Consider the following 20,440-nt stretch of genomic DNA (forward strand, 5'->3'; position numbering starts at 1 on the left):
TAATGATGGCAGAGAGGTCACACCCGTTCCCATACCGAACACGGAAGTTAAGCTCTCTAGCGCCGATGGTAGTTGGGACCTTGTCCCTGTGAGAGTAGGACGTTGCCAGGCTAATATTATTCCGCAGTAGCTCAGTGGTAGAGCTATCGGCTGTTAACCGATCGGTCGTAGGTTCGAGTCCTACCTGCGGAGCCATTATGCTTCCATAGCTCAGCTGGTAGAGCACTTCCATGGTAAGGAAGAGGTCACCGGTTCAAGCCCGGTTGGAAGCTTGGGAATAGGTTTAAAACTTTTTTGGCCCGTTGGTCAAGTGGTTAAGACACCGCCCTTTCACGGCGGTAACACGGGTTCGAATCCCGTACGGGTCACCACTTTTGGAGGATTAGCTCAGCTGGGAGAGCACCTGCCTTACAAGCAGGGGGTCGGCGGTTCGATCCCGTCATCCTCCACCATATATATTTAAAATGTCGGAGGGGTAGCGAAGTGGCTAAACGCGGCGGACTGTAAATCCGCTCCTTCGGGTTCGGCAGTTCGAATCTGCCCCCCTCCACCATTTTCTTTAAAATAACCTGAGAGGGTTTATTTTTTTGAAAAGATAACCATACTAGTAAATATTAATGGGCTATAGCCAAGCGGTAAGGCAACGGACTTTGACTCCGTCATGCGCTGGTTCGAATCCAGCTAGCCCAGCCATTTACGAGCCATTAGCTCAGTTGGTAGAGCATCTGACTTTTAATCAGAGGGTCGAAGGTTCGAGTCCTTCATGGCTCATCATTTTTGCGGAAGTAGTTCAGTGGTAGAATACAACCTTGCCAAGGTTGGGGTCGCGGGTTCGAATCCCGTCTTCCGCTTAATTAATAAGGGGCCTTAGCTCAGCTGGGAGAGCGCCTGCCTTGCACGCAGGAGGTCAGCGGTTCGATCCCGCTAGGCTCCATCTAAATAAAAAAGCTTACATCATACGATGTAAGCTTTTTTTGTGTTTAAAAAGACAACTTTTATACTTGTCGTTTAAAATGAAGAAAACGTAAAAATAAGGGATGGGGAGATAATTGTGAAAGTTGTTATTGCATCTGATTCATATAAAGAAAGCCTAAAAGCTATAGAAGTATGTGGAGCTATTGAAAGAGGTTTTAGAGCAATTTTTCCTAATGCAGAGTATGTGAAAATACCAATTGGAGATGGAGGAGAAGGGACGGTTGAATCACTTGTTGATGCTACAGGGGGGAGAATTATATCAATTAGTGTGACAGGACCGCTTAGAGAAGGTATACAAGCTTTTTATGGCATTTCTAAAGATAAAAAGACAGCGTTTATTGAAATGGCAGCAGCATCAGGATTACAGCACGTTCCAGTTGAAAAGCGCAACCCACTTATTACAACGACAAAAGGAACAGGAGAACTTATATTACATGCGCTAAATCAAGGAGTGGAGTACATAATTTTAGGACTTGGAGGAAGTGCTACAAATGATGGCGGGGCAGGTATGTTAGCGGCTTTAGGAGTAAGGTTTATAAATGGCAAGGGTGAAGTAATAGATCCATCTGGAGGCACATTACACTCGATTGTTACTATTGATTTTTCACGAATGGACCCACGCTTAAAGGGGGTAAAGATAGAAGCGGCATGTGATGTGGATAATCCATTAGTCGGAATGCAGGGAGCATCTTTCGTATTTGGGAGACAAAAGGGTGCAAATATAGAGATGATGAAAGAGCTAGATGAAAATTTACAACATTATGCGAATATGCTTAAACGATATGTATCTTTTGATGTATCTGAAATACCTGGTGCAGGGGCAGCGGGAGGAATGGGAGCGGCTGTTATTTCAGTGTTAAAGGGAGACTTGCGTAGGGGCATTGAAATTGTATTAGATTATACAAATTTCGATAAACATATAGAAGATGCAAATCTTATTATAACTGGTGAAGGTAGAATAGATAAACAAACTGCATATGGAAAGGCTCCTGTGGGTGTTGCGGGGCGTGCAAAACGTTTTTCTGTGCCTGTAATTGCTATTGGAGGGTCTGTATCATCTGATTATTCAGCTGTGTACGAGAAAGGAATAGATGCGGTATTTAGTATCACAACGAGACCGATGACACTAGAAGAAGCATATAAAGTAGCAGAAGAAAATATTGAAATGACAACGAAGAATATTGCAACAGTATGGAAAATAGCATCAGAAAAACACTTCTAAATATAGGAGTGTTTTATTATTATTATTTAATAATAGTGATTGCGATTGTTTCATTAAGTTAACTTTATACATAGAATAGTCTTAAAATTTGGTTTTCAACGTGAATATAAGTGAATAAATTGTATATCCATACAGAAAAATGTCGAGTTGAGTCAGACTATATAAAAGATTTAAAATATTTAGTGAAGGCATAAAAGGGGGATACTATCTATGAAAAAAGAAATCTCAGTTATTGGAGTTCCAATGGATTTAGGACAGATGCGTCGTGGAGTTGATATGGGACCGAGCGCGATCCGTTATGCAGGGGTAATTGAAAGAATTGAAGAAATTGGATATGACGTTAAAGATATGGGAGATATATGTATAGAGAGAGAAAAAGAGATAGATGAAAATACAAAATTAAGAAACCTTACACAAGTTGCAACTGTATGTAATGAATTAGCAAGTAAGGTGGATCATATTATAGAAGAAGGTCGTTTTCCACTTGTATTAGGTGGTGACCATAGTATTGCTATCGGTACATTAGCTGGTGTAGCAAAACATTATAAAAACTTAGGCGTTATTTGGTATGATGCACACGGTGATTTAAATACAGAGGAAACTTCACCATCTGGAAATATTCATGGTATGTCACTTGCAGCAAGTTTAGGTTATGGACATTCTTCACTTGTAGATTTATACGGAGCATATCCAAAGGTGAAAAAAGAGAATGTCGTAATTATCGGTGCGCGTGCATTGGATGAAGGAGAAAAAGATTTCATTCGCAATGAAGGTATTAAAGTGTTCTCAATGCATGAAATTGATCGTATGGGGATGACGGCTGTGATGGAAGAAACAATCGCATATTTATCTCATACCGATGGTGTACACTTATCATTAGATTTAGATGGTCTTGATCCTCATGATGCACCAGGTGTTGGAACACCTGTAATTGGCGGTCTATCTTATCGTGAAAGTCATTTGGCGATGGAAATGTTAGCAGAAGCTGATATTATCACATCTGCTGAATTTGTTGAGGTAAATACGATTTTAGATGAGAGAAATAGAACGGCAACAACAGCAGTTGCTTTAATGGGTTCTTTATTCGGTGAAAAACTAAAATAAATGTAAGAAAAGCAACTGAGAAGTTGCTTTTTTTATTTGAAAATAAGCGTATAATAATGATTTATATTATACTGTACAATAAAAATGTTTGACATCTTACCAATTTGAGCTAAAGGGGGTTGTTTGTAATTGTCGTTTGTTTCATGTATGGTATAATTAACTAGTTGTTGGAAATACATACAGATAGAGCATAAAACAATATTTCAATATATGGATAGAATTGCTCGTAAGTAGGAGGAAGGGATAGCATGCCTTTTGAAGATACGACCATTTTGAAATATCTTAGTACGGCATTAGATATTGCCATTGTATGGTTTATTATATATAAGCTAATTCTTATAATCCGAGGGACGAAAGCTGTTCAACTTTTAAAAGGGATTACAGTTATTATCGTCGTTAAGATGATCAGTATTTTCCTTGAATTGCGTACGCTATCTTGGCTAACTGAACAAGTATTAACGTGGGGATTTTTAGCCGTTATTATTATCTTTCAGCCAGAATTGCGAAGAGCACTTGAGCAGCTAGGGCGCGGGAGCTTATTTTCGCGTGTTGGAACGCATGAGGATGATGAACCTGAAATGGTTGCAACAGCGATAGCAAAAGCAACCGAATATATGGGGAAACGTAGAATTGGTGCATTAATTACTTTGTCAAAAGAGACCGGTATGGGTGATTATGTGGAAACGGGTATTCCGCTTAATGCAAACGTATCATCGGAATTACTTATTAATATTTTTATTCCAAATACACCTCTTCATGACGGAGCGGTAATTATGCAAGGAAGTACAATTAAAGCAGCAGCATGCTATCTTCCATTATCAGAAAGTCCGTTTATTTCTAAAGAATTAGGAACTAGACATCGTGCTGCAATGGGAGTTAGTGAAGTTACTGATAGTATTACAGTAGTTGTGTCTGAAGAAACTGGTCAAATTTCTTTAACGAAAAATGGTAAGTTGCATCGTGATTTGAAGACAGAACAGCTGAAAGATATGTTATTAGCTGAATTTAGTGGAAACGAAAAAACGACTTCTTCGTCTTTATGGAATTGGAGGAGAAAGCGTCATGGATAAGTTAATGGAGAATCATTGGTTTTTAAAAGGGATCTCATTACTATTGGCGTGTATGCTTTTTATGTCAGCGACGTTAACTGAAAAAAATACGACATCAGGTATATTACCTTTTGCAAATGATACGAAAGAAACATTAACTAATTATGCTATTAATCTTAAGTATGATGAGGAGAAATATATTGTAAGTGGTATTCCGGCAGAGGGCGTTAAAGTAAAATTAGAAGGCCCAAAAGCATCAGTTGCTACAGCAAAAGCAAAAAAACAATTTGACATACCGGTTGATTTGCGAGATAGTCCAAAAGGAACTTATGAGATTTCTTTAAAAACGAACGGGCTTCCAGATGATGTGAAAGGAACAGTTCAGCCATCAACAATTAAAGTTACTCTTCATGAAAAGGCGAGAAAATATGTTCATGTAGATCTGAAATTATCAAATGAGGATCAGATGCCAGCCGGGGCTACTCTAGAAAAATCAAGCCTTAAACCGGATACTGTTGAGGTAGTTGGGACGAAAGAAGAAATTGAAAGCATTTCCTCTGCCAAAGCGTATGTTGATTTAAAAGGTGTTAATAAAACTGTTACAAAAACGCCCGAAGTTACATTATACAATAAAGAAGGAAAACGTTTAAATGTAAGAACAAGTCCATCTAAGATTAGTGTAACGTTGAATGTGGCAACGCAAACTACAGCCAATAATACTGAAAAAACTGTTCCTGTAACGTATACGAAGAAGGGGAGTTTAGCAGAAGGATTGGCGGTTACAAATATCAGTGTTGAACCGAGAGAAGTAACGATAGCTGGTCCAAAAGATATTTTGGATAATATACAATCGCTAGAGGGGGTCGAAGTAGATCTTAGTCAATTGACAGAGTCTACAACATTCGATGCCTCTGTTTTATTACCCAAGGGTGTAACAAGTGCAAAACCGAATCAAGTGAAGGTTTCGGTGGGAGTGCAAAAAACAAAACAAACGAAAACAAAAACGATTGATGGTATCCCAATCCAGAAAAATGGACTGTCTAAAGATGTTACTGCTCAGCTACTTTCGCCGCAAGATGGAAAGATAAGTGTTGATATTTCAGGAGAAGCAAGTATAGTAGATAAAATAACAGCTGCTCAAATAACAGCGGTAATTAATCTGCAAAATGTATCCTCAGGGACGAAAGATATTTCCATTCAAGTGAGCGGTCCTGGTAATATTTCAATAGAGCCAAAACAAAAAAGTGCTAAAGTTACTATTGTGAAGAAAGAAAAACCAGATAAAGAAGTACAGGGTAACGGTCAACAACCGGATTCAAATACGGATCAAGAAAATCAAAATGAGAAACCAAAAAATCCTGAACCTGATTCAGAAAAAGAACAGGAAAAGAATCAAAACCAAAATCAAAATCAAGATAAAGATAAAGAAACGAGTCAAGAACCAACAGTAGATAATCAAAAAGAGCAAGAAAAAGGAGCGAATCATAATGGGTAAATATTTTGGTACAGATGGAGTACGCGGAGTTGCAAATAAGGAGTTAACACCTGAATTAGCTTTCAAAATTGGACGTTTTGGTGGTTATGTATTAACAAAAGATACAGATCGTCCAAAAGTAATTATCGGCCGTGATACACGTGTATCTGGTCATATGTTAGAAGGAGCTTTAGTAGCAGGTCTATTATCAACTGGAGCAGAAGTAATGCGCCTTGGCGTTATTTCTACACCGGGCGTTGCTTATTTAACAAAAGCACTAGATGCACAAGCGGGTGTTATGATTTCTGCATCTCATAATCCAGTACAAGATAACGGTATTAAATTCTTTGGTTCAGACGGCTTTAAATTAACAGATGAGCAAGAAGCTGAGATTGAAGCTTTATTAGACAAAGAAGTTGATGAACTACCACGTCCGACAGGTACTAATCTTGGACAAGTGAGCGATTACTTTGAAGGTGGACAAAAATATTTACAGTACATTAAACAAACTGTTGAAGAAGATTTCTCTGGCCTACATATCGCTTTAGATTGTGCACATGGTGCAACTTCTTCTCTAGCTCCATACTTATTTGCAGACCTAGAAGCTGATATTTCAACAATGGGAACTTCTCCAAACGGTATGAATATTAATGAGGGTGTAGGATCTACACATCCAGAAGGCTTAGCTGAATTGGTAAAAGAAAAAGGTGCGGATATCGGACTTGCTTTTGATGGCGATGGCGACCGTTTAATTGCTGTAGACGAAAAAGGAAACATCGTTGACGGTGATCAAATTATGTTCATTTGTGCGAAATATATGAAAGAAACTGGTCAATTAAAACATAATACAGTTGTTTCAACTGTTATGAGTAACTTAGGTTTCTACAAGGCACTTGAAGCAAATAATATTACAAGTGATAAAACAGCAGTTGGTGACCGCTACGTAATGGAAGAAATGAAGCGTGGAGGTTACAACCTAGGTGGAGAACAATCAGGCCATATTATCTTACTTGATTACATTACAACTGGTGATGGAATGTTAAGTGCACTTCAACTTGTAAACATCATGAAAATGACGAAAAAGCCATTATCTGAGCTTGCAGGAGAAATGACGAAATTCCCACAATTGTTAGTAAACGTTCGTGTAACAGATAAAAAATTAGCATTAGAAAATGAAAAAATTAAAGAAATTATTCGTGTTGTAGAGGAAGAAATGAACGGTGATGGCCGTATTCTTGTTCGTCCATCTGGAACAGAGCCACTTATTCGTGTAATGGCAGAAGCACCAACACAAGAAGTTTGTGATGCATATGTACATCGCATTGTAGAAGTTGTGAAAGCTGAAGTTGGCGCTGAATAATTAGCTGAATTTATATGAAAAAGGAGCACAAAAAGTGCTCCTTTTTCATATGTTTTATAGACGATGAAAAAAATTTCATTGACGGTTTATCCATGTTTGTTATAAGATGGTCTTGTTCTTTTTCTCAAAGGAAATATTGTAAATTATAAAAGCGCCAGAACTACAAATAGTGTAGTTGACGAGGTGGGGTTTATCGAGATTTCGGCGGATGACTCCCGGTTGTTCATCACAACCGCAAGCTTTTACTTAAATCATTAAGGTGACTTAGTGGACAAAGGTGAAAGTGTGATGAGAGAAGAGGAACGGATGAAAACTAGCTGTATAAGTATATACGGACTTAAACCCAATCGAGAGGAAGGTGAAAGCCGTTACAAGCTTACAGGGCTAGCAATATGTAATCCGTTTTTTAGTATAAATAAAAATGGTATCGGACTATGTCGTTACATGTTCGCAGAGCAGTGTAAGCATTTGTAACGGCGACTAAACATGTGTGGAATCGTAGGATTTATTGGAGAGCAAGATGCAAAGGAAATTTTATTAAAAGGTTTAGAAAAGCTAGAATATCGTGGATATGATTCAGCAGGTATTGCAGTACAAGCAGAGAACGGTGTTGTTGTATACAAAGAAAAAGGCCGTATCGCAAAACTTCGTGAAATCGTAGATGAGAACGTAGCAGCAAGCGTGGGTATCGGACACACACGCTGGGCTACACACGGTGTTCCAAGTAAAGTAAACGCGCATCCGCATCAAAGTACATCAAAACGCTTTACATTAGTTCATAACGGTGTAATTGAAAACTATGAATTAGTGAAAAAGGAATATTTACAAGATGTAACGTTCGTAAGTGAAACAGATACAGAGGTTATCGTACAGCTTATGGAACAACAAGTGAGCACAGGATTAAGTGTAGAAGAAGCGTTCCGTAATACGCTATCTCTTTTACATGGCTCTTATGCAATCGGATTACTTGATGCTGAAAATCCAAACATGATTTATGTTGCTAAAAACAAAAGCCCGCTATTAGTAGGTGTTGGTGACAACTTTAATGTTGTGGCAAGCGACGCTATGGCGATGTTACAAGTTACAGATCAATTTATTGAGTTAATGGATAAAGAAATCGTAATCGTAACGAAAGAAAGTATTACAATTAAAAACTTACAAGGTGAAACGATTGAACGTGCACCGTTTACAGCGGAATTAGACGCAAGTGATATTGAAAAGGGAACATATCCTCATTTCATGCTTAAAGAAATCGATGAGCAACCACTTGTAATCCGTAATATAATTCAAAAGTATCAAGATGAAAATGGCGAAATTGAATTAAATCAAGACATCCGCAATGCGATCTTAGATAGCGATCGTATTTACATCATTGCATGTGGAACGAGTTATCATGCAGGTCTTGTTGGAAAACAATTTATCGAGAAGTTTGCAAAAATGCCAGTTGAAGTACACGTGGCAAGTGAATTCTCTTACAACATGCCATTATTAACAGAAAGACCATTCTTCATTTACATTTCACAAAGTGGTGAAACAGCTGATAGCCGTGCAGTACTTGTGCAAACAAATGAAATGGGCCATAAAGCATTAACAATTACAAACGTGCCTGGTTCTACGCTTTCTCGTGAAGCTGATTATACACTTCCGTTATACGCTGGACCAGAAATTGCAGTTGCATCAACGAAAGCTTACACAGCACAGCTTGCAGTACTTTCAATTTTAGCGGCTGATATTGCTAAAGCAAAAGGTGAAGTTCTTGATTTCGATTTAACACACGAACTAGGACTTGTAGCAAATGCAATGATAGAACTTTGTGATCAAAAAGAAGAAATGGACGCATTAGCAAAACAATTTTTAGCGACAACGCGTAACTGTTTCTTCATCGGACGTAGCGTAGACTTCTACGTAGGATTAGAAGGTGCGTTAAAACTAAAAGAAATCTCTTACATCCAAGCAGAAGGATTCGCTGGAGGAGAGTTAAAACACGGTACAATCGCTTTAATCGAAAATGGTACACCAGTTATCGCACTTGCTACACAAGAGCACGTAAACCTTGGAATTCGCGGCAACGTGAAAGAGGTAGTAGCACGCGGAGCTAACCCATGTATCATTTCAATGAAAGGCTTAGAAATGGAAGGAGACAGCTTCGTATTACCAGCTGTACACGAAGCGCTAGCACCGCTAGTAGCAGTTATTCCATTACAACTTATCTCATACTACGCAGCACTTCACCGCGAGTGTGACGTTGATAAGCCACGTAACTTAGCTAAGTCTGTTACTGTTGAGTAGGAGATTGGTAGGTTAATAAATATAGTTATACGTTTGAAATAAATTAAAACTAAGAAAAAACTCTGTAAAAATCATTTTACAGAGTTTTTTTAGTTATTTATTGTTTTACATAACAAATTGTTACTTGTTCGTCTATGTGGAAAATTTGTAACGCTTTACCATCTAAATTTTTAACCTCATATGATGAATAAATAGGTCTTTCCAATTTCACTTCTTGTCCATTTTGAGTTCCTTTTTCCACCATTAGCGTTAACTGATGGGAAGAAACGTCTGCTTGGTATGTTCCTGTTAAGTAATTATCTTTATTTGGATAAGAACCATTTGCATATGTTTCAAATGTCTTATCTGCTTTTAGGACTAACGTAGTTTTGACTCCGTCTCCGTAATCAATACCCCAATTACCTACAAGCTCTGTACCGTCTTTATAGTTGTTCTGTACATTCTTAAACTTAGCGGAATCCTCGTCTGGTGTATCAATTTTTCCTTTGAATATACCAGTTTTATCTTGGGTACTGTATGTTTTAACTGTATTACCACTAGATAAACTCGGTGAGTTAGAAGAACTAGTACCACTTGTTGTAGAGGTAGTTGTTGAACCACCCTTAGCTTCCGCTTTTAACTTATCAAATACAGGTTTCCAAATGCGTTTTGCTTCATCTAATTTATTGTTTGCTTTATCTATGATTGCATCATCCGTATCTTTAAGTGTTTTAGAGTAATCAAATAACTTCGATACTTCTTTGAAAGATTCTTTTAACTTTTGAACAGCTTTTACAATTTCCTTATGATCTTCCTTGTATTTTCCTGGTGCATCTATACGCTCTATTTTATTAAATACTTTATCTAAGTCTTTAATACTATCTCGTACCTCTTCATTTGACTTACTTCCCTTTTTATTATCCCTCACAGAAGCATCATAGTAATCTAGACGTCTTAATAAGTCTTCTTCAATGTCTACCATAAGTTGTGGGTAATCCTCAGGCAAAACCATAATCATCTTAACATCTTTACTTTCTTCTTTTGAGTTAGTTGATTTTTCCTTTGTTTCAGATGATTTACCTTCTGTCTTAGTTTCTTTACTTTCTTGTTTACCAGATTCAGTATTTGTTTTTTCTTTTTCTCCAAATAAATTTGTTACACTACAAGCTGACATAGAAACTACTAATCCAGATGCTAGTAAAATTTTACCGGTACTCTTTTTGAAATTCTTCATATGATTTTTCAATTCTCCCTTTCAAAACATAAAATAGATGTGTTTTAGCCCCTTTAAAACAAAAAAACATACCCCTTCTATATTTATTTTATAATACCTTTCTATGTATAATATTTTACAATTAATTACAGGTGCGGTCAAAGTTTATCTTAGTTTAACGATGTTCACAAAAAAGATGCGAAGCTCTATTCCTTCAAGTAAAGATTGTAAGTGAGTTTTGATTAAAATTTTTTTATAAAAATCTCATACTTAGTTAAAAAGAGTAATTCTATTTTGATCAAACGTTTTTTCAAAATGAATTTTTTTGTTGTTAAATAAAGATTTTTGACTTCATTGCTATCAAATTTTATTCCAAACCAATATATAGTTATAGCTTTAAAATAAATTTACAAATTTGCACCCCTTTAGATATTTTATCTAAAGGGGTGTTTTTGTGTCGAAAAAGAACATCTAGAATTGGTAAGTGGATAGAACTCCATAAATTAAAGTTTTACTTTATCGACTTCACTTTTGTTTGTCTGAATTTTCCGTTATTATTTTAAGTATTCGTGAACAATTTCATTTATTACGGCAAAAAGAGACGAGAGATTTATGGACATTTCAAGGGGGTATATTGATGAAAGTGAATGAAAAAACATATTTAAGTATAGAAGAGATTATTTCATTACCAACCGTATCAAGTACAAACATAAGTGATGATGGTAAAAACGTAGCATTTGTTAAGAAGACGGCTAATTGGAAAGACAATACATATAGGAATCATGTATGGATATATGAAAAAGATAAGAAGCAGAGTTACCCATTATCAAATGGTGATATAGATAGTACACACCCATTATGGTCTCCAGATGCTAGGTGTATCGCATATCTTAGTCCAGTTGGTGATGGGAAAAATCAGATATTTGTTAAGTCACTAGATGGTTATAGAGAGGTTCAAATTACCGATGAGAAAGAAGGAGTCAGTACATTCAAATGGGGTCCTACTGGCAAGGGTCTTTATTATGTTACGCAGTCAAAAGAATGTGAGGAGATAAAGAAACGTAAGGACCTATATGGAGATTTTCAACATATAGGTAAGGAACACCAGAATAATTGTTTATATTACATTGAAATAGAGAAGGTGATACAAAGTGATACAGATGAACACGAGAACAGAGTCGTTTATCAATTAACGGATGGTAAGGATTTTCATATCCATGAATTTGATATTTCAAATGATGGTAAAAAGGTTGTATTTATGGCGACACCAAGCTCAAATATGGCAGATTATATAAATGGAGATCTATACATACTCCATATTAAAGCTGGAGAGCTACAAAAGCTGAATGTGGATAAGTTGTTGGGAGGGAGTGTTTGCTTTTCTCCTGACGGCAGTGAAATATGTTACACAGCAAGCATAAGAGAGAAGGATTACTATAGAAACCATATACAGGATAGTACGTTAGAGATATATGATATAAATACCGGAAAGGTAATTCAACCTGTAACAAATTTTGATAGTACGGTTATGCCATTACAGTGGACAGCTAAAGGGGTTTTAATTAGGTGGCAGAATAAAACGAATTATCTTATTGGTTTGCTAGCCGAAGATGGCACTGTGGAAATATTAAGCGAAAAAGTAGATGGCTTTATAATGGATGCTTCTATAACAAAGGATGGCAAACATGTATCCTACAATAAGGCTATAACAAATGAAACCTTTGAAATCTATTTAGACGATAAAAAAATAACGGATGAAAATAGCTTTTTCAAAGGGAAACTTAGAAGTAACAGGGAAATCATCTCATGGAAAAGTAGCGATGGTCTTGAAATAGAAGGTGTTTTATCAACGCCAGTAGAGTTGGACACTAATAAAAAATATCCTTTATTAGTAGTAATTCACGGCGGTCCGGCTTGGGCATCTTTTCCGATATTTTCAGACTGCTTCAATGAGAAATATCCGATTGAACAGTTTGTTGAAAAAGGCTTTATCGTTTTAGAACCAAATTACAGAGGAAGTTCAGGTTATGGTAATGAATTTTTAAAAGCTAACTATAGAAAACAGGGGATTGCTGACTACGATGATGTTATATCTGGAGTGGATGAACTAGTAGAAAAAGGGATGGTAGACAAGGATAGAGTAGGAGTTATGGGATGGAGCAACGGTGGATATGTATCAGCTTTCTGTTCTACGTTTAGTAGTCGGTTTAAAGCTATTTCAGTTGGCGGTGGAATAACTAACTGGAGTACCCATTATGTAAATACAGATATACCTTACTTTATTAGAATGTATTTAGGAAATACTCCATGGAATGATCCAGAGATATATACGAAGACATCACCTATGACGTATATTAAATCAGCTTGTACGCCTACCTTAATTCAACATGGGGAAAAGGATGCAAGAATTCCAATTACAAATGCATATGATCTATATCAAGGATTAATGGATATGGAAGTTGATACAGAATTAATTATATTTAAAGGAATGGCATATAGTTCTGACCAACCAGGAGTTCATGTGGCTATTATGAAGCAGAACTTGATGTGGTTTTCACACTATATTCTTGGAGAGAGTATGGAGGGTTTTAGGACTTTGTAAGGGATGTTTGTACAAGACATAAGGTTGAAACGGTCTTCATATTGAGATGATTTATTATAAAATATATACTTAAACTACTATCAGTACATAAATTAGGGAGGACTAATATGACAGGAAATAAAAATGACTTACTAGTAGAAAAACGTGAAGAGTTATTGAAAGTATTGCAAGCTCGTTTTGAGAAAAACATGAACCGCCATGAAGGTCTTGAATGGGCTAAAGTTGAAGCGAAGCTGACTACTAATAATGAAAAAATGTGGTCACTTAACGAAATGGAAGTAACTGGTGGTGAACCGGATGTTGTTGGTTATGATGAAGAAAAGGACGAATATACTTTCTATGATTGTTCAAAGGAGAGTCCTAAAGGCCGCAGAAGTCTTTGTTATGATCTTGAAGCGTTAGAATCAAGAAAAAAACATAAACCAGAAAATAACGTTATTGATGTTGCCAATGCTATGGGCATTGAATTATTAACGGAAGAACAGTATCGGGAATTGCAACAACTTGGCGATTTTGACATGAAATCATCAAGTTGGGTACAAACACCTTCAGATATTCGAGAACTCGGTGGTGCTTTATTTTGCGATTATCGCTTTGGACATGTGTTCGTGTACCATAATGGAGCAGACTCTTACTATGCTGCCAGAGGTTTTCGTGGCTCGTTAAAAGTTTAAATTAGGAGAAATAAGAAAAAGAGCCTATATTCAGGCTCTTTTTCTTATTTATATTTTAAAAGTAAACTGTTACTATGCAGTTTTACTTAATTTATATGTTCCGTGGTTGTTTTTACGGAAAAGTTTAGGGAAAACATAGCCATCTAATCCAATACGTCCAGCGTTCTGCCCTGCAACTAAAATGAACATAGTCAAAATAAGCAGGTTTGGGTTTACACTAACGGTTCCACTTAATAAAAATGAAAGATTCATTATGATTCCGAAAAATGCAGCTGTTTTTGTTAATCCGCCTAAAATTAAACCTAGACCTACTAAAATTTCTCCCCATTGAACTAAAAAGCTAAATAGGTCTGCGTTTGGAAGGACAAAATGTTGAAGAAAATCTGCCCACCAACTTTGTACTGCAGGGTGGTCACCTGATGCTTGAGCAATAGCACCCTTTAGAAAGCCACTTGCGTCAAAAGATTGTCCGAAGACTTTGCCTATCCCAGCAGCGAGCCATGTATACCCTATGTAAAGCCGTAAAAGTAATAATATGAAAGTAGCACGTTTATCAGTTCTTAAAAAATTGATAACCATTGAAATCCCTCCAATATTGTATTTACATGTTTATTATATATATATTGTGAATAAATTCACAATAGAGGAAATGTGAACGAATATATGTTTTGAGTAATTGTTTTATTTTTTGTAACATTTCATCTTTTTTGATAGACTAATAATAGAGATATATCAAAAGGAGGCAAAGACTAGATATGTGGATGAACTTGTAATGATTAGAAACTAGATAGATGAATTTTTCTCTCATAAGCGAGGGTTTATTTAGTTATCTGTAAATCATTCAAGGAATGCATATTTGGCTTGTACATCCCTTTTATAAGGATAGGTGCCTATTTTATGTATCTGTCTTTTTTGTGGGAAAGTTTATATCTCTTATATAAAATATGCGTCCTTTAAACTTGGAGGAGTATATGATGAACCAATTAAAAAATAAAGTAGCAGTTATTACAGGGGTAAGTCGTCTAGACGGTATAGGCGCAGCAATTTGCAAAGAATTGGCTGAATCAGGATACGATATATTTTTTACGTATTGGACGGATTATGATAAAGAGATGCCATGGGGCGTTGAGAAAAATGAACAAATACAATTAGAAGAAGAGCTATTACAAAACGGTGTTAGAGTATCAAGCATGGAGTTAGATTTAACTCGGAATGATGCACCGAAAGAGCTTATAAATAAAGTTACTGAACAATTAGGGTACCCTCATATATTAATTAATAATGCAGCATATTCTACGAATAATGATTTCTCTACGTTGACTGCTGAAGAATTAGATAAGCATTATATGGTGAATATTCGTGCGACTACATTGCTCAGTAGTCAATTTGCCCGTGGATTTGATAAAAAATCTGGTGGTAGAATTGTGAATATGACTTCGGGGCAATTTCAAGGTCCTATGGTAGGAGAACTAGCGTATGCAACAACGAAGGGAGCTATTGATGCTCTTACTAGTACGTTGTCAGCAGAGGTAGCTCATTTAGGAATAACAGTGAATGCAATTAATCCAGGACCAACTGATACAGGATGGATGACTGAAGAGATAAAACAAGGGTTAAAGCCGATGTTTCCTTTTGGCAGAATTGGTGAGCCAAAGGATGCAGCTAGACTCATTAAATTTCTAGTAAGTGAAGAAGCTGAGTGGATTACTGGGCAAGTTATTCATTCAGAAGGTGGATTTAAAAGATAAAAAAGAAGGTATCTCACCTTGGTGAGATACCTTCTTTTTTTAATCTTTCTTCAACCTTCGTGCAATACCATTCCCTAAAGACTGTAATCCTTGAACGAGGATAATTAAAATAAAGACAGTTGCATACATTACTTCAGGTTCATAGCGTAAATGTCCGAAGCGATATGCTAAGTCCCCTAGCCCACCAGCGCCTACAAGACCAGCCATTGCTGTTGCGCCGATTAAGCCAATCGTTGCAATTGTTAATCCAAGTACAAGGGAGGGACGAGCTTCTTTAACCATAACGTGCCAAATAATTTTTATAGTAGAAACGCCCATTGCTTGATAGGCTTCAATAACGCCGCGATCTACTTCTAATAAAGCAGTTTCCATTAATCGTGCAATATAAGGGGCCGTGAATACGACAAGCGGTACGATTACGCCTTGTACACCAATGGAGGTTCCCATTAGAAACTTTGTAAAAGGTAAAATGAAGAATAATAGAATGATAAATGGAAGAGAGCGAATGATATTAATAATTGTATTAAGAATTGGGTAAATGATTTTATTTTCGTGCTGCCCACCAGGTCTTGTTAAAACAAGTGTGACACCAAGTGGTAGTGCAATAAGGATAGAGATGAATAGTGAAATAGATGTCATTTGAAATGTTTGAATGGTTGCTTCCCATATGACTTTACCCCATTCATCCAAAAAGGACTTGTTTCCCATAATCTGTTCTACCCCCTTCTACGATGATTCCTTGCTCTTGTAAAAATGATAAAGCGTGGTTGATTTCATTTTGTTCCCCTTGCATATGAATGACAAGTTTCCCGTATGCCTCATGTTTTAACTGTGTAATATTACCGGATAAAATATTTGGATACACTTGGAAACGTTTTGTAGCGATAGCTAACGCTGGTTCACCAGAAGAATTTCCTATAAATGAAAGTGTTACGATTTCTCCGGTTCTTTGTAGTTCTTTTTGTACTTCAGCTGGGATTTTTGCTGCAAATGCACTATTTACAAATTTCTTCGTTGTTACATGTTGTGGGTTTGTGAAGATCTCCTTCACAGTCCCGCTTTCAATTACTGCTCCATGTTCCATAACAGCAACTCGGTCGCATATACGTTGGATGACATTCATTTCATGTGTAATTAATAAAATTGTAATCCCGATTTCCTCATTAATCTTTAATAATAGGTCAAGAATAGAATCAGTTGTTTCTGGATCTAAAGCACTCGTTGCTTCGTCGCTTAATAACACTTCCGGTTCATGTGATAGTGCACGTGCAATGGCAACACGTTGTTTCTGGCCACCAGAAAGTTCACTCGGATAGGCATCTTTTCGATTAAAAAGATCGACAATACGTAAATACTTTTCTACCCTTTTTTCAATTTCTAATTTTGGAACGCCAGCAAGGCGTAACGGTAATGCGATATTTTCATAAACGGTAACAGTTTTGAGCAAATTGAATCCTTGAAAAATCATCCCGATTTTTTGTCTCGCTTTTGCTAGTTCTTTTGTAGACAGTGTTGTTAAATCTTGCTCGTTTACAATAATATTTCCTGTCGTTGGTTTTTCTAATAAATTTACACAGCGAATTAATGTACTTTTGCCAGCGCCACTATATCCAATGATTCCAAATACTTCGCCCTTTTTTACTTGGAGGGAAGTGGACTTAAGAGCTTCCACATTCCCCTTTTTTGTTGTAAATACTTTGGATACATTTTTTAATTCAATCATTATCGTCAGCTCCTACCAAGACGGTAAAACAGAACCATCAAATTTTTTCTCGATAAATTCTTTTACTTCTTTAGATTGATAAGCTTTCTTTAATTTATTTACAACAACATCATCTTTATTTTCAGTACGAACAACGACCCAGTTCACATAAGGCGAATCTTTGCCTTCACGGAAAATGGAATCTTTCGCAGGGCTTAATTTTGCACCTAATGCAAAGTTTGTATTAATTGCAGCTGCTTTTACTTCACTTAGTTGTGTTGGTAATTGAGATGCCTCTAACTCAACAATCTTTAATTTTTTTGGATTTTCAATTACATCTTTCGCAGTCGCTTTTTCTGTCGCTTTTGGATCCACTTTTAAAACCCCTGCTTTTTCAAATAACTTTAAAGCACGAAGTTCATTCGTTGGGTCATTTGGGACAGCGATTGCGTCGCCCTCTTTTAATTCTTTTACATCTTTTATGTCTTTAGAATAGACGCCCATAGGGAATGTTACTGTTGAAAATACTTCGGTTAATTTCATATTACGTTCAGCTTTAAATACGTCTAAATATGATTTCGTTTGATAGCTATTTACATCAAGGCTTTTTTCATCTAATGATACGTTTGGCGCTACATAATCATTAAATACTTTTATATCAATTTCGAGACCATCTTTCGCTGCCACTTCTTTTACCTTTTCAAAAATCTGCTCATGCGGCCCGCCTGTTACACCGACAGTAATCTTTTTCTCATCTAACGCTTTTACTTGTTTATCTGAACCTGTGCTACATGCGCCTAATAATAGTACCGCTCCGCTTACAATGCTTAATAATACTTTCTTCATCTATGATTCCCCCTTCATATACGTTCCAAAATAAAAAGCACCTCTCAAAATAAGAGAGGTGCCGAATAGACGAAATAGGTTCCTCTCTTATCTTCCAAAACGAAAACTCGTTTTGCAGGAATTAGCACCTTAGCTTATACGTCATAAACTCGGTTGCCGGGCATCATCGGGCCAGTCCCTCCGCCACTCTTGATAAGAGTATGTGTATGTAGTTTTTTAGTATGGTACTAATAGTAAATCTTACAAAAAGAATTGTCAATATTGTTTTCTGAATATATTTTATTTTAAGGTAATCGAAATGTTTCCTTTTTTATGCCCTTTTTCCACATACATATGAGCTTCAGCAATTTCTTCTAATCGGTAAGTTCTATCAATAACAGGTTTTAAATGTTCTGTTTCAGTTAGTCTTTTTAGTAGAATCATATCCTCTTTACTTACTTTTGCCATCATTCCATTCACAGATACATATTTTCCATTAGGCGCTAATACTTGTTTACAAAGGGATTTTTTATGCTTTCCAACTGCATCAAATATAATATCGTAACGCTCGCGCCGCTTAGTAAAATCTTCTTTCGTATAATCAATCACTTTATCCGCTCCTAAAGATTGCACTAGTTCAAAATTTGAATTACTACAAACAGCTGTAACGATCGCACCAAAATATTTAGCGAGTTGTATGGCAGCTGTTCCTACTGATCCAGAGGCACCATATATGAGAACTTGTTGCCCCTTTTTTATTCGGCCTTTTCTCAGAAAATGCAACGCTGAAGTTCCACCAAAAGGAATAACTGCCGCTTCTTCATACGTTACATTGGTAGGTTTTAATGTTATTAATCCACTTTCATGCACGCATGTGTATTCGGCATAACCACCAAGATTTAGTTCTGTTAATGCAAAAATTTGATCTTCTTTTTTAAATTGAGTTACATCTGTCCCGATCTCCTCTATCTCTCCTGCTAATTCTACGCCAAGTATAGGGTTTCTCGGTTTTCTAAGTCCTAATATAAGTCGCATAGGAATCCAAAATAATAGAGGGCTATTAAATCCGCGTATTCTACAATCTCCAGTCGATACACTTGTTGCGTGAATTTTAACTAATACTTCGTTCTTTTTAGGTATAGGTTTCTCTATATTTTGAAGCTGAAGAACGTTAGGTGGTCCATACTGTGTGCAAATGATCGCCTTCATAATGTCCTCCTGAAATGAGTTGTCTTTATTTACATCATATTTAAGATCTTTATTAAACATGTCGCTATATAGTGAGTATAGATTAAAAATTATATAGATTTCATAGGAAAAGAGGTGATATTATTTTGGGAAAGGGGGCAACAGTATGAAAAAATTATTTTTGTTTCAAGTTTAGTACTTGCAATCAGTCTAGGGGTAGGGTGTAGTAATGAGAAAACAGCAAAGACGGATGAGCCGAAAAAAGAATCCGTTCAAAAAGAAAAGGAATTAACGGCGAAAGATGTTTTCAAGAAAACGAATGAAGCTTTTAAAAATGAAGAACATGTAACGATGACATATGGTGTAGGGGTAAAAGCTGAGGGAACAGAGATGGATATATTAAAGGCTAAGATGCAATTAGAGCCAAAGACAAAGAATTCTCGTTCTGAAATGAATATTTCCGGTACAGATGTTGTAGTGTATACTGTGGATGGTAAAGTTGCTGGTGAGGTAAAAAACCCTAATACAGGAGAAGTTGTAACCGTACCAGAGGAGCAATTAAACGCTGGTGGAATGAAAGCGACTCAAGATATTATAGATAAATTAGAAGTACCGGAAGTAGTTTTAGATAAAATGAAGCTGGAGAAAAGCGGAGATAAATATAAACTGAAATTTACATTAAAAGGGCAAGAAACAGAAAGTATGTTAACTAGCATGGATGAAACGCAGAAGAAAATGTTACAAGCACAAAATGCGAAGATAGAAGAAGTGGATGCAGAATATATCATTACAAAAGATTTTAAATATGAATCAGCAAAGATAGACATGATTATGAGTAGCAATGGCAAGGATAAAGCACACATTATTACGAACGCAAAATATACGTCGTATGAAAAGTTTGACCCAATACAATTGCCAGCAGCAAAGTAACAGTTTTGATAAGGAGGGACCTAAAATAAGGTCCCTCTTTTTTGTATTCTTTCTTCATAGGAAAATAGGTACAATATAAAGAGGAAAAGATGTAGAAGAGGAGAGT

At 36.4% G+C, this 20,440-nt stretch carries 17 protein-coding genes, 9 tRNA genes, 1 rRNA gene and 1 riboswitch; of the genes, 21 read left to right on the forward strand and 6 right to left on the reverse strand.

All coding sequences use genetic code 11. The annotated features are described in order from the left end of the window. From rrf to glmS, 17 genes are all read left to right on the forward strand, one after another. Positions 1-111 (forward strand): 5S ribosomal RNA (rrf, locus tag ACTFP3_RS27635); the annotation flags it as partial. Positions 112-120: 9 nt separating this feature from the next. Continuing rightward, positions 121-195, forward strand: a tRNA-Asn gene (locus ACTFP3_RS27640). Between the two features lie 4 nt (positions 196-199). Continuing rightward, positions 200-272: transfer RNA gene (locus tag ACTFP3_RS27645), tRNA-Thr, on the forward strand. A 24-nt stretch (positions 273-296) separates the two neighbouring features. After that, positions 297-371: transfer RNA gene (locus tag ACTFP3_RS27650), tRNA-Glu, on the forward strand. A 5-nt stretch (positions 372-376) separates the two neighbouring features. Beyond that, positions 377-452, forward strand: a tRNA-Val gene (locus tag ACTFP3_RS27655). Between the two features lie 17 nt (positions 453-469). Then, positions 470-553 (forward strand) — tRNA-Tyr (locus tag ACTFP3_RS27660). 65 nt (positions 554-618) lie between these two features. Beyond that, positions 619-693, forward strand: a tRNA-Gln gene (locus tag ACTFP3_RS27665). Positions 694-698: 5 nt separating this feature from the next. Beyond that, positions 699-771 (forward strand) — tRNA-Lys (locus ACTFP3_RS27670). Positions 772-779: 8 nt separating this feature from the next. Next, a tRNA-Gly gene (locus tag ACTFP3_RS27675) sits at positions 780-851 on the forward strand. 10 nt (positions 852-861) lie between these two features. Beyond that, positions 862-934, forward strand: a tRNA-Ala gene (locus tag ACTFP3_RS27680). A gap of 117 nt (positions 935-1,051) precedes the next feature. Continuing rightward, positions 1,052-2,197, forward strand: coding sequence for a glycerate kinase (locus tag ACTFP3_RS27685; protein ID WP_000869592.1), 1,146 nt, complete (start codon positions 1,052-1,054; stop codon positions 2,195-2,197). 210 nt (positions 2,198-2,407) lie between these two features. Continuing rightward, positions 2,408-3,301: an arginase gene (gene rocF, locus ACTFP3_RS27690; RefSeq protein ID WP_000711563.1), complete on the forward strand. Its 894-nt coding sequence runs from the start codon at positions 2,408-2,410 to the stop codon at positions 3,299-3,301. Positions 3,302-3,549: 248 nt separating this feature from the next. After that, on the forward strand, positions 3,550-4,371 hold the full coding sequence (cdaA, locus tag ACTFP3_RS27695) for a diadenylate cyclase CdaA (RefSeq protein ID WP_001115697.1): 822 nt from the start codon (positions 3,550-3,552) through the stop codon (positions 4,369-4,371). Next, the gene (locus ACTFP3_RS27700; RefSeq protein ID WP_000359601.1) at positions 4,364-5,845 is read left to right on the forward strand and encodes a CdaR family protein; all 1,482 of its coding nucleotides are present in this window, start codon (positions 4,364-4,366) and stop codon (positions 5,843-5,845) included. The genes cdaA and ACTFP3_RS27700 overlap by 8 nt, the downstream gene beginning before the upstream one ends. Continuing rightward, positions 5,838-7,184: a phosphoglucosamine mutase gene (glmM, locus tag ACTFP3_RS27705; protein ID WP_000521476.1), complete on the forward strand. Its 1,347-nt coding sequence runs from the start codon at positions 5,838-5,840 to the stop codon at positions 7,182-7,184. Before ACTFP3_RS27700 ends, glmM begins: the two co-directional genes overlap by 8 nt. Before the next feature lie 288 nt (positions 7,185-7,472). Beyond that, positions 7,473-7,658: a hypothetical protein gene (locus ACTFP3_RS27710; protein ID WP_001206405.1), complete on the forward strand. Its 186-nt coding sequence runs from the start codon at positions 7,473-7,475 to the stop codon at positions 7,656-7,658. A 12-nt stretch (positions 7,659-7,670) separates the two neighbouring features. After that, entirely contained in the window at positions 7,671-9,473 is a 1,803-nt protein-coding gene (gene glmS / locus ACTFP3_RS27715) for a glutamine--fructose-6-phosphate transaminase (isomerizing) (RefSeq protein WP_000334163.1), read from the forward strand. A gap of 97 nt (positions 9,474-9,570) precedes the next feature. Here the strand turns inward: glmS and ACTFP3_RS27720 are convergent, their stop codons facing one another. Continuing rightward, positions 9,571-10,698, reverse strand: a complete 1,128-nt coding sequence (locus ACTFP3_RS27720) for a DUF3994 domain-containing protein (protein ID WP_440011889.1) — start codon at positions 10,696-10,698, stop codon at positions 9,571-9,573. A gap of 604 nt (positions 10,699-11,302) precedes the next feature. Between ACTFP3_RS27720 and ACTFP3_RS27725 the strand changes: the two genes are divergently transcribed. Together ACTFP3_RS27725 and ACTFP3_RS27730 are read left to right on the forward strand one after the other, a co-directional pair. Continuing rightward, positions 11,303-13,267 carry a S9 family peptidase gene (locus tag ACTFP3_RS27725; protein WP_326036148.1) on the forward strand — a complete coding sequence of 655 codons (1,965 nt, stop codon included), beginning with the start codon at positions 11,303-11,305 and terminating at the stop codon, positions 13,265-13,267. 107 nt (positions 13,268-13,374) lie between these two features. After that, positions 13,375-13,941, forward strand: a complete 567-nt coding sequence (locus tag ACTFP3_RS27730) for a DUF4256 domain-containing protein (RefSeq protein ID WP_000147394.1) — start codon at positions 13,375-13,377, stop codon at positions 13,939-13,941. A gap of 72 nt (positions 13,942-14,013) precedes the next feature. On the opposite strand, the gene ACTFP3_RS27735 is transcribed toward ACTFP3_RS27730, so the two are convergent. Further along, entirely contained in the window at positions 14,014-14,520 is a 507-nt protein-coding gene (locus ACTFP3_RS27735; RefSeq protein WP_000236367.1) for a DoxX family membrane protein, read from the reverse strand. Between the two features lie 392 nt (positions 14,521-14,912). On the opposite strand from ACTFP3_RS27735, the gene ACTFP3_RS27740 reads away from it, so the two are divergent. Continuing rightward, positions 14,913-15,689 (forward strand): SDR family oxidoreductase, encoded by a 777-nt coding sequence (locus tag ACTFP3_RS27740; RefSeq protein ID WP_048655827.1) that lies wholly within the window; start codon positions 14,913-14,915, stop codon positions 15,687-15,689. Positions 15,690-15,728: 39 nt separating this feature from the next. Here the strand turns inward: ACTFP3_RS27740 and ACTFP3_RS27745 are convergent, their stop codons facing one another. The 4 genes from ACTFP3_RS27745 to ACTFP3_RS27760 all read right to left on the reverse strand — a co-directional run bounded on the left by ACTFP3_RS27745 (position 15,729) and on the right by ACTFP3_RS27760 (position 19,425). Next, entirely contained in the window at positions 15,729-16,397 is a 669-nt protein-coding gene (locus tag ACTFP3_RS27745) for a methionine ABC transporter permease (protein ID WP_000527136.1), read from the reverse strand. Beyond that, positions 16,372-17,412, reverse strand: a complete 1,041-nt coding sequence (locus tag ACTFP3_RS27750) for a methionine ABC transporter ATP-binding protein (RefSeq protein ID WP_000571355.1) — start codon at positions 17,410-17,412, stop codon at positions 16,372-16,374. Before ACTFP3_RS27750 ends, ACTFP3_RS27745 begins: the two co-directional genes overlap by 26 nt. 12 nt (positions 17,413-17,424) lie before the next feature. Next, positions 17,425-18,237 (reverse strand): MetQ/NlpA family ABC transporter substrate-binding protein, encoded by an 813-nt coding sequence (locus ACTFP3_RS27755; protein WP_427251054.1) that lies wholly within the window; start codon positions 18,235-18,237, stop codon positions 17,425-17,427. 84 nt (positions 18,238-18,321) lie between these two features. Then, positions 18,322-18,436, reverse strand: a riboswitch (SAM riboswitch). A gap of 80 nt (positions 18,437-18,516) precedes the next feature. Beyond that, the gene (locus tag ACTFP3_RS27760) at positions 18,517-19,425 is read right to left on the reverse strand and encodes an NAD(P)-dependent alcohol dehydrogenase (RefSeq protein ID WP_440011893.1); all 909 of its coding nucleotides are present in this window, start codon (positions 19,423-19,425) and stop codon (positions 18,517-18,519) included. A 114-nt stretch (positions 19,426-19,539) separates the two neighbouring features. Here ACTFP3_RS27760 and ACTFP3_RS27765 point away from each other — a divergent pair, with 114 nt between their 5' ends. Beyond that, positions 19,540-20,334: a hypothetical protein gene (locus tag ACTFP3_RS27765; protein WP_440011894.1), complete on the forward strand. Its 795-nt coding sequence runs from the start codon at positions 19,540-19,542 to the stop codon at positions 20,332-20,334. The last annotated feature ends 106 nt before the right edge of the window (positions 20,335-20,440 follow it).

Source organism: Bacillus cereus group sp. MYBK5-2 (genome assembly GCF_051915685.1).
GTDB lineage: Bacteria > Bacillota > Bacilli > Bacillales > Bacillaceae_G > Bacillus_A > Bacillus_A cereus.

Bases quoted from the DNA above. Each gene is read 5' to 3' on its own strand.
- ACTFP3_RS27700 (WP_000359601.1), top strand. From the start codon at position 4,364: ATGGATAAGTTAATGGAGAATCATTGGTTTTTAAAAGGGATCTCATTA.
- ACTFP3_RS27710 (WP_001206405.1), top strand. From the start codon at position 7,473: ATGAGAGAAGAGGAACGGATGAAAACTAGCTGTATAAGTATATACGGA.
- ACTFP3_RS27755 (WP_427251054.1), bottom strand. From the start codon at position 18,237: ATGAAGAAAGTATTATTAAGCATTGTAAGCGGAGCGGTACTATTATTA.
- ACTFP3_RS27725 (WP_326036148.1), top strand. From the start codon at position 11,303: ATGAAAGTGAATGAAAAAACATATTTAAGTATAGAAGAGATTATTTCA.
- cdaA (WP_001115697.1), top strand. From the start codon at position 3,550: ATGCCTTTTGAAGATACGACCATTTTGAAATATCTTAGTACGGCATTA.
- glmM (WP_000521476.1), top strand. From the start codon at position 5,838: ATGGGTAAATATTTTGGTACAGATGGAGTACGCGGAGTTGCAAATAAG.
- ACTFP3_RS27760 (WP_440011893.1), bottom strand. From the start codon at position 19,425: ATGAAGGCGATCATTTGCACACAGTATGGACCACCTAACGTTCTTCAG.
- ACTFP3_RS27730 (WP_000147394.1), top strand. From the start codon at position 13,375: ATGACAGGAAATAAAAATGACTTACTAGTAGAAAAACGTGAAGAGTTA.
- ACTFP3_RS27745 (WP_000527136.1), bottom strand. From the start codon at position 16,397: ATGGGAAACAAGTCCTTTTTGGATGAATGGGGTAAAGTCATATGGGAA.
- glmS (WP_000334163.1), top strand. From the start codon at position 7,671: ATGTGTGGAATCGTAGGATTTATTGGAGAGCAAGATGCAAAGGAAATT.
- ACTFP3_RS27735 (WP_000236367.1), bottom strand. From the start codon at position 14,520: ATGGTTATCAATTTTTTAAGAACTGATAAACGTGCTACTTTCATATTA.
- ACTFP3_RS27750 (WP_000571355.1), bottom strand. From the start codon at position 17,412: ATGATTGAATTAAAAAATGTATCCAAAGTATTTACAACAAAAAAGGGG.
- rocF (WP_000711563.1), top strand. From the start codon at position 2,408: ATGAAAAAAGAAATCTCAGTTATTGGAGTTCCAATGGATTTAGGACAG.
- ACTFP3_RS27740 (WP_048655827.1), top strand. From the start codon at position 14,913: ATGATGAACCAATTAAAAAATAAAGTAGCAGTTATTACAGGGGTAAGT.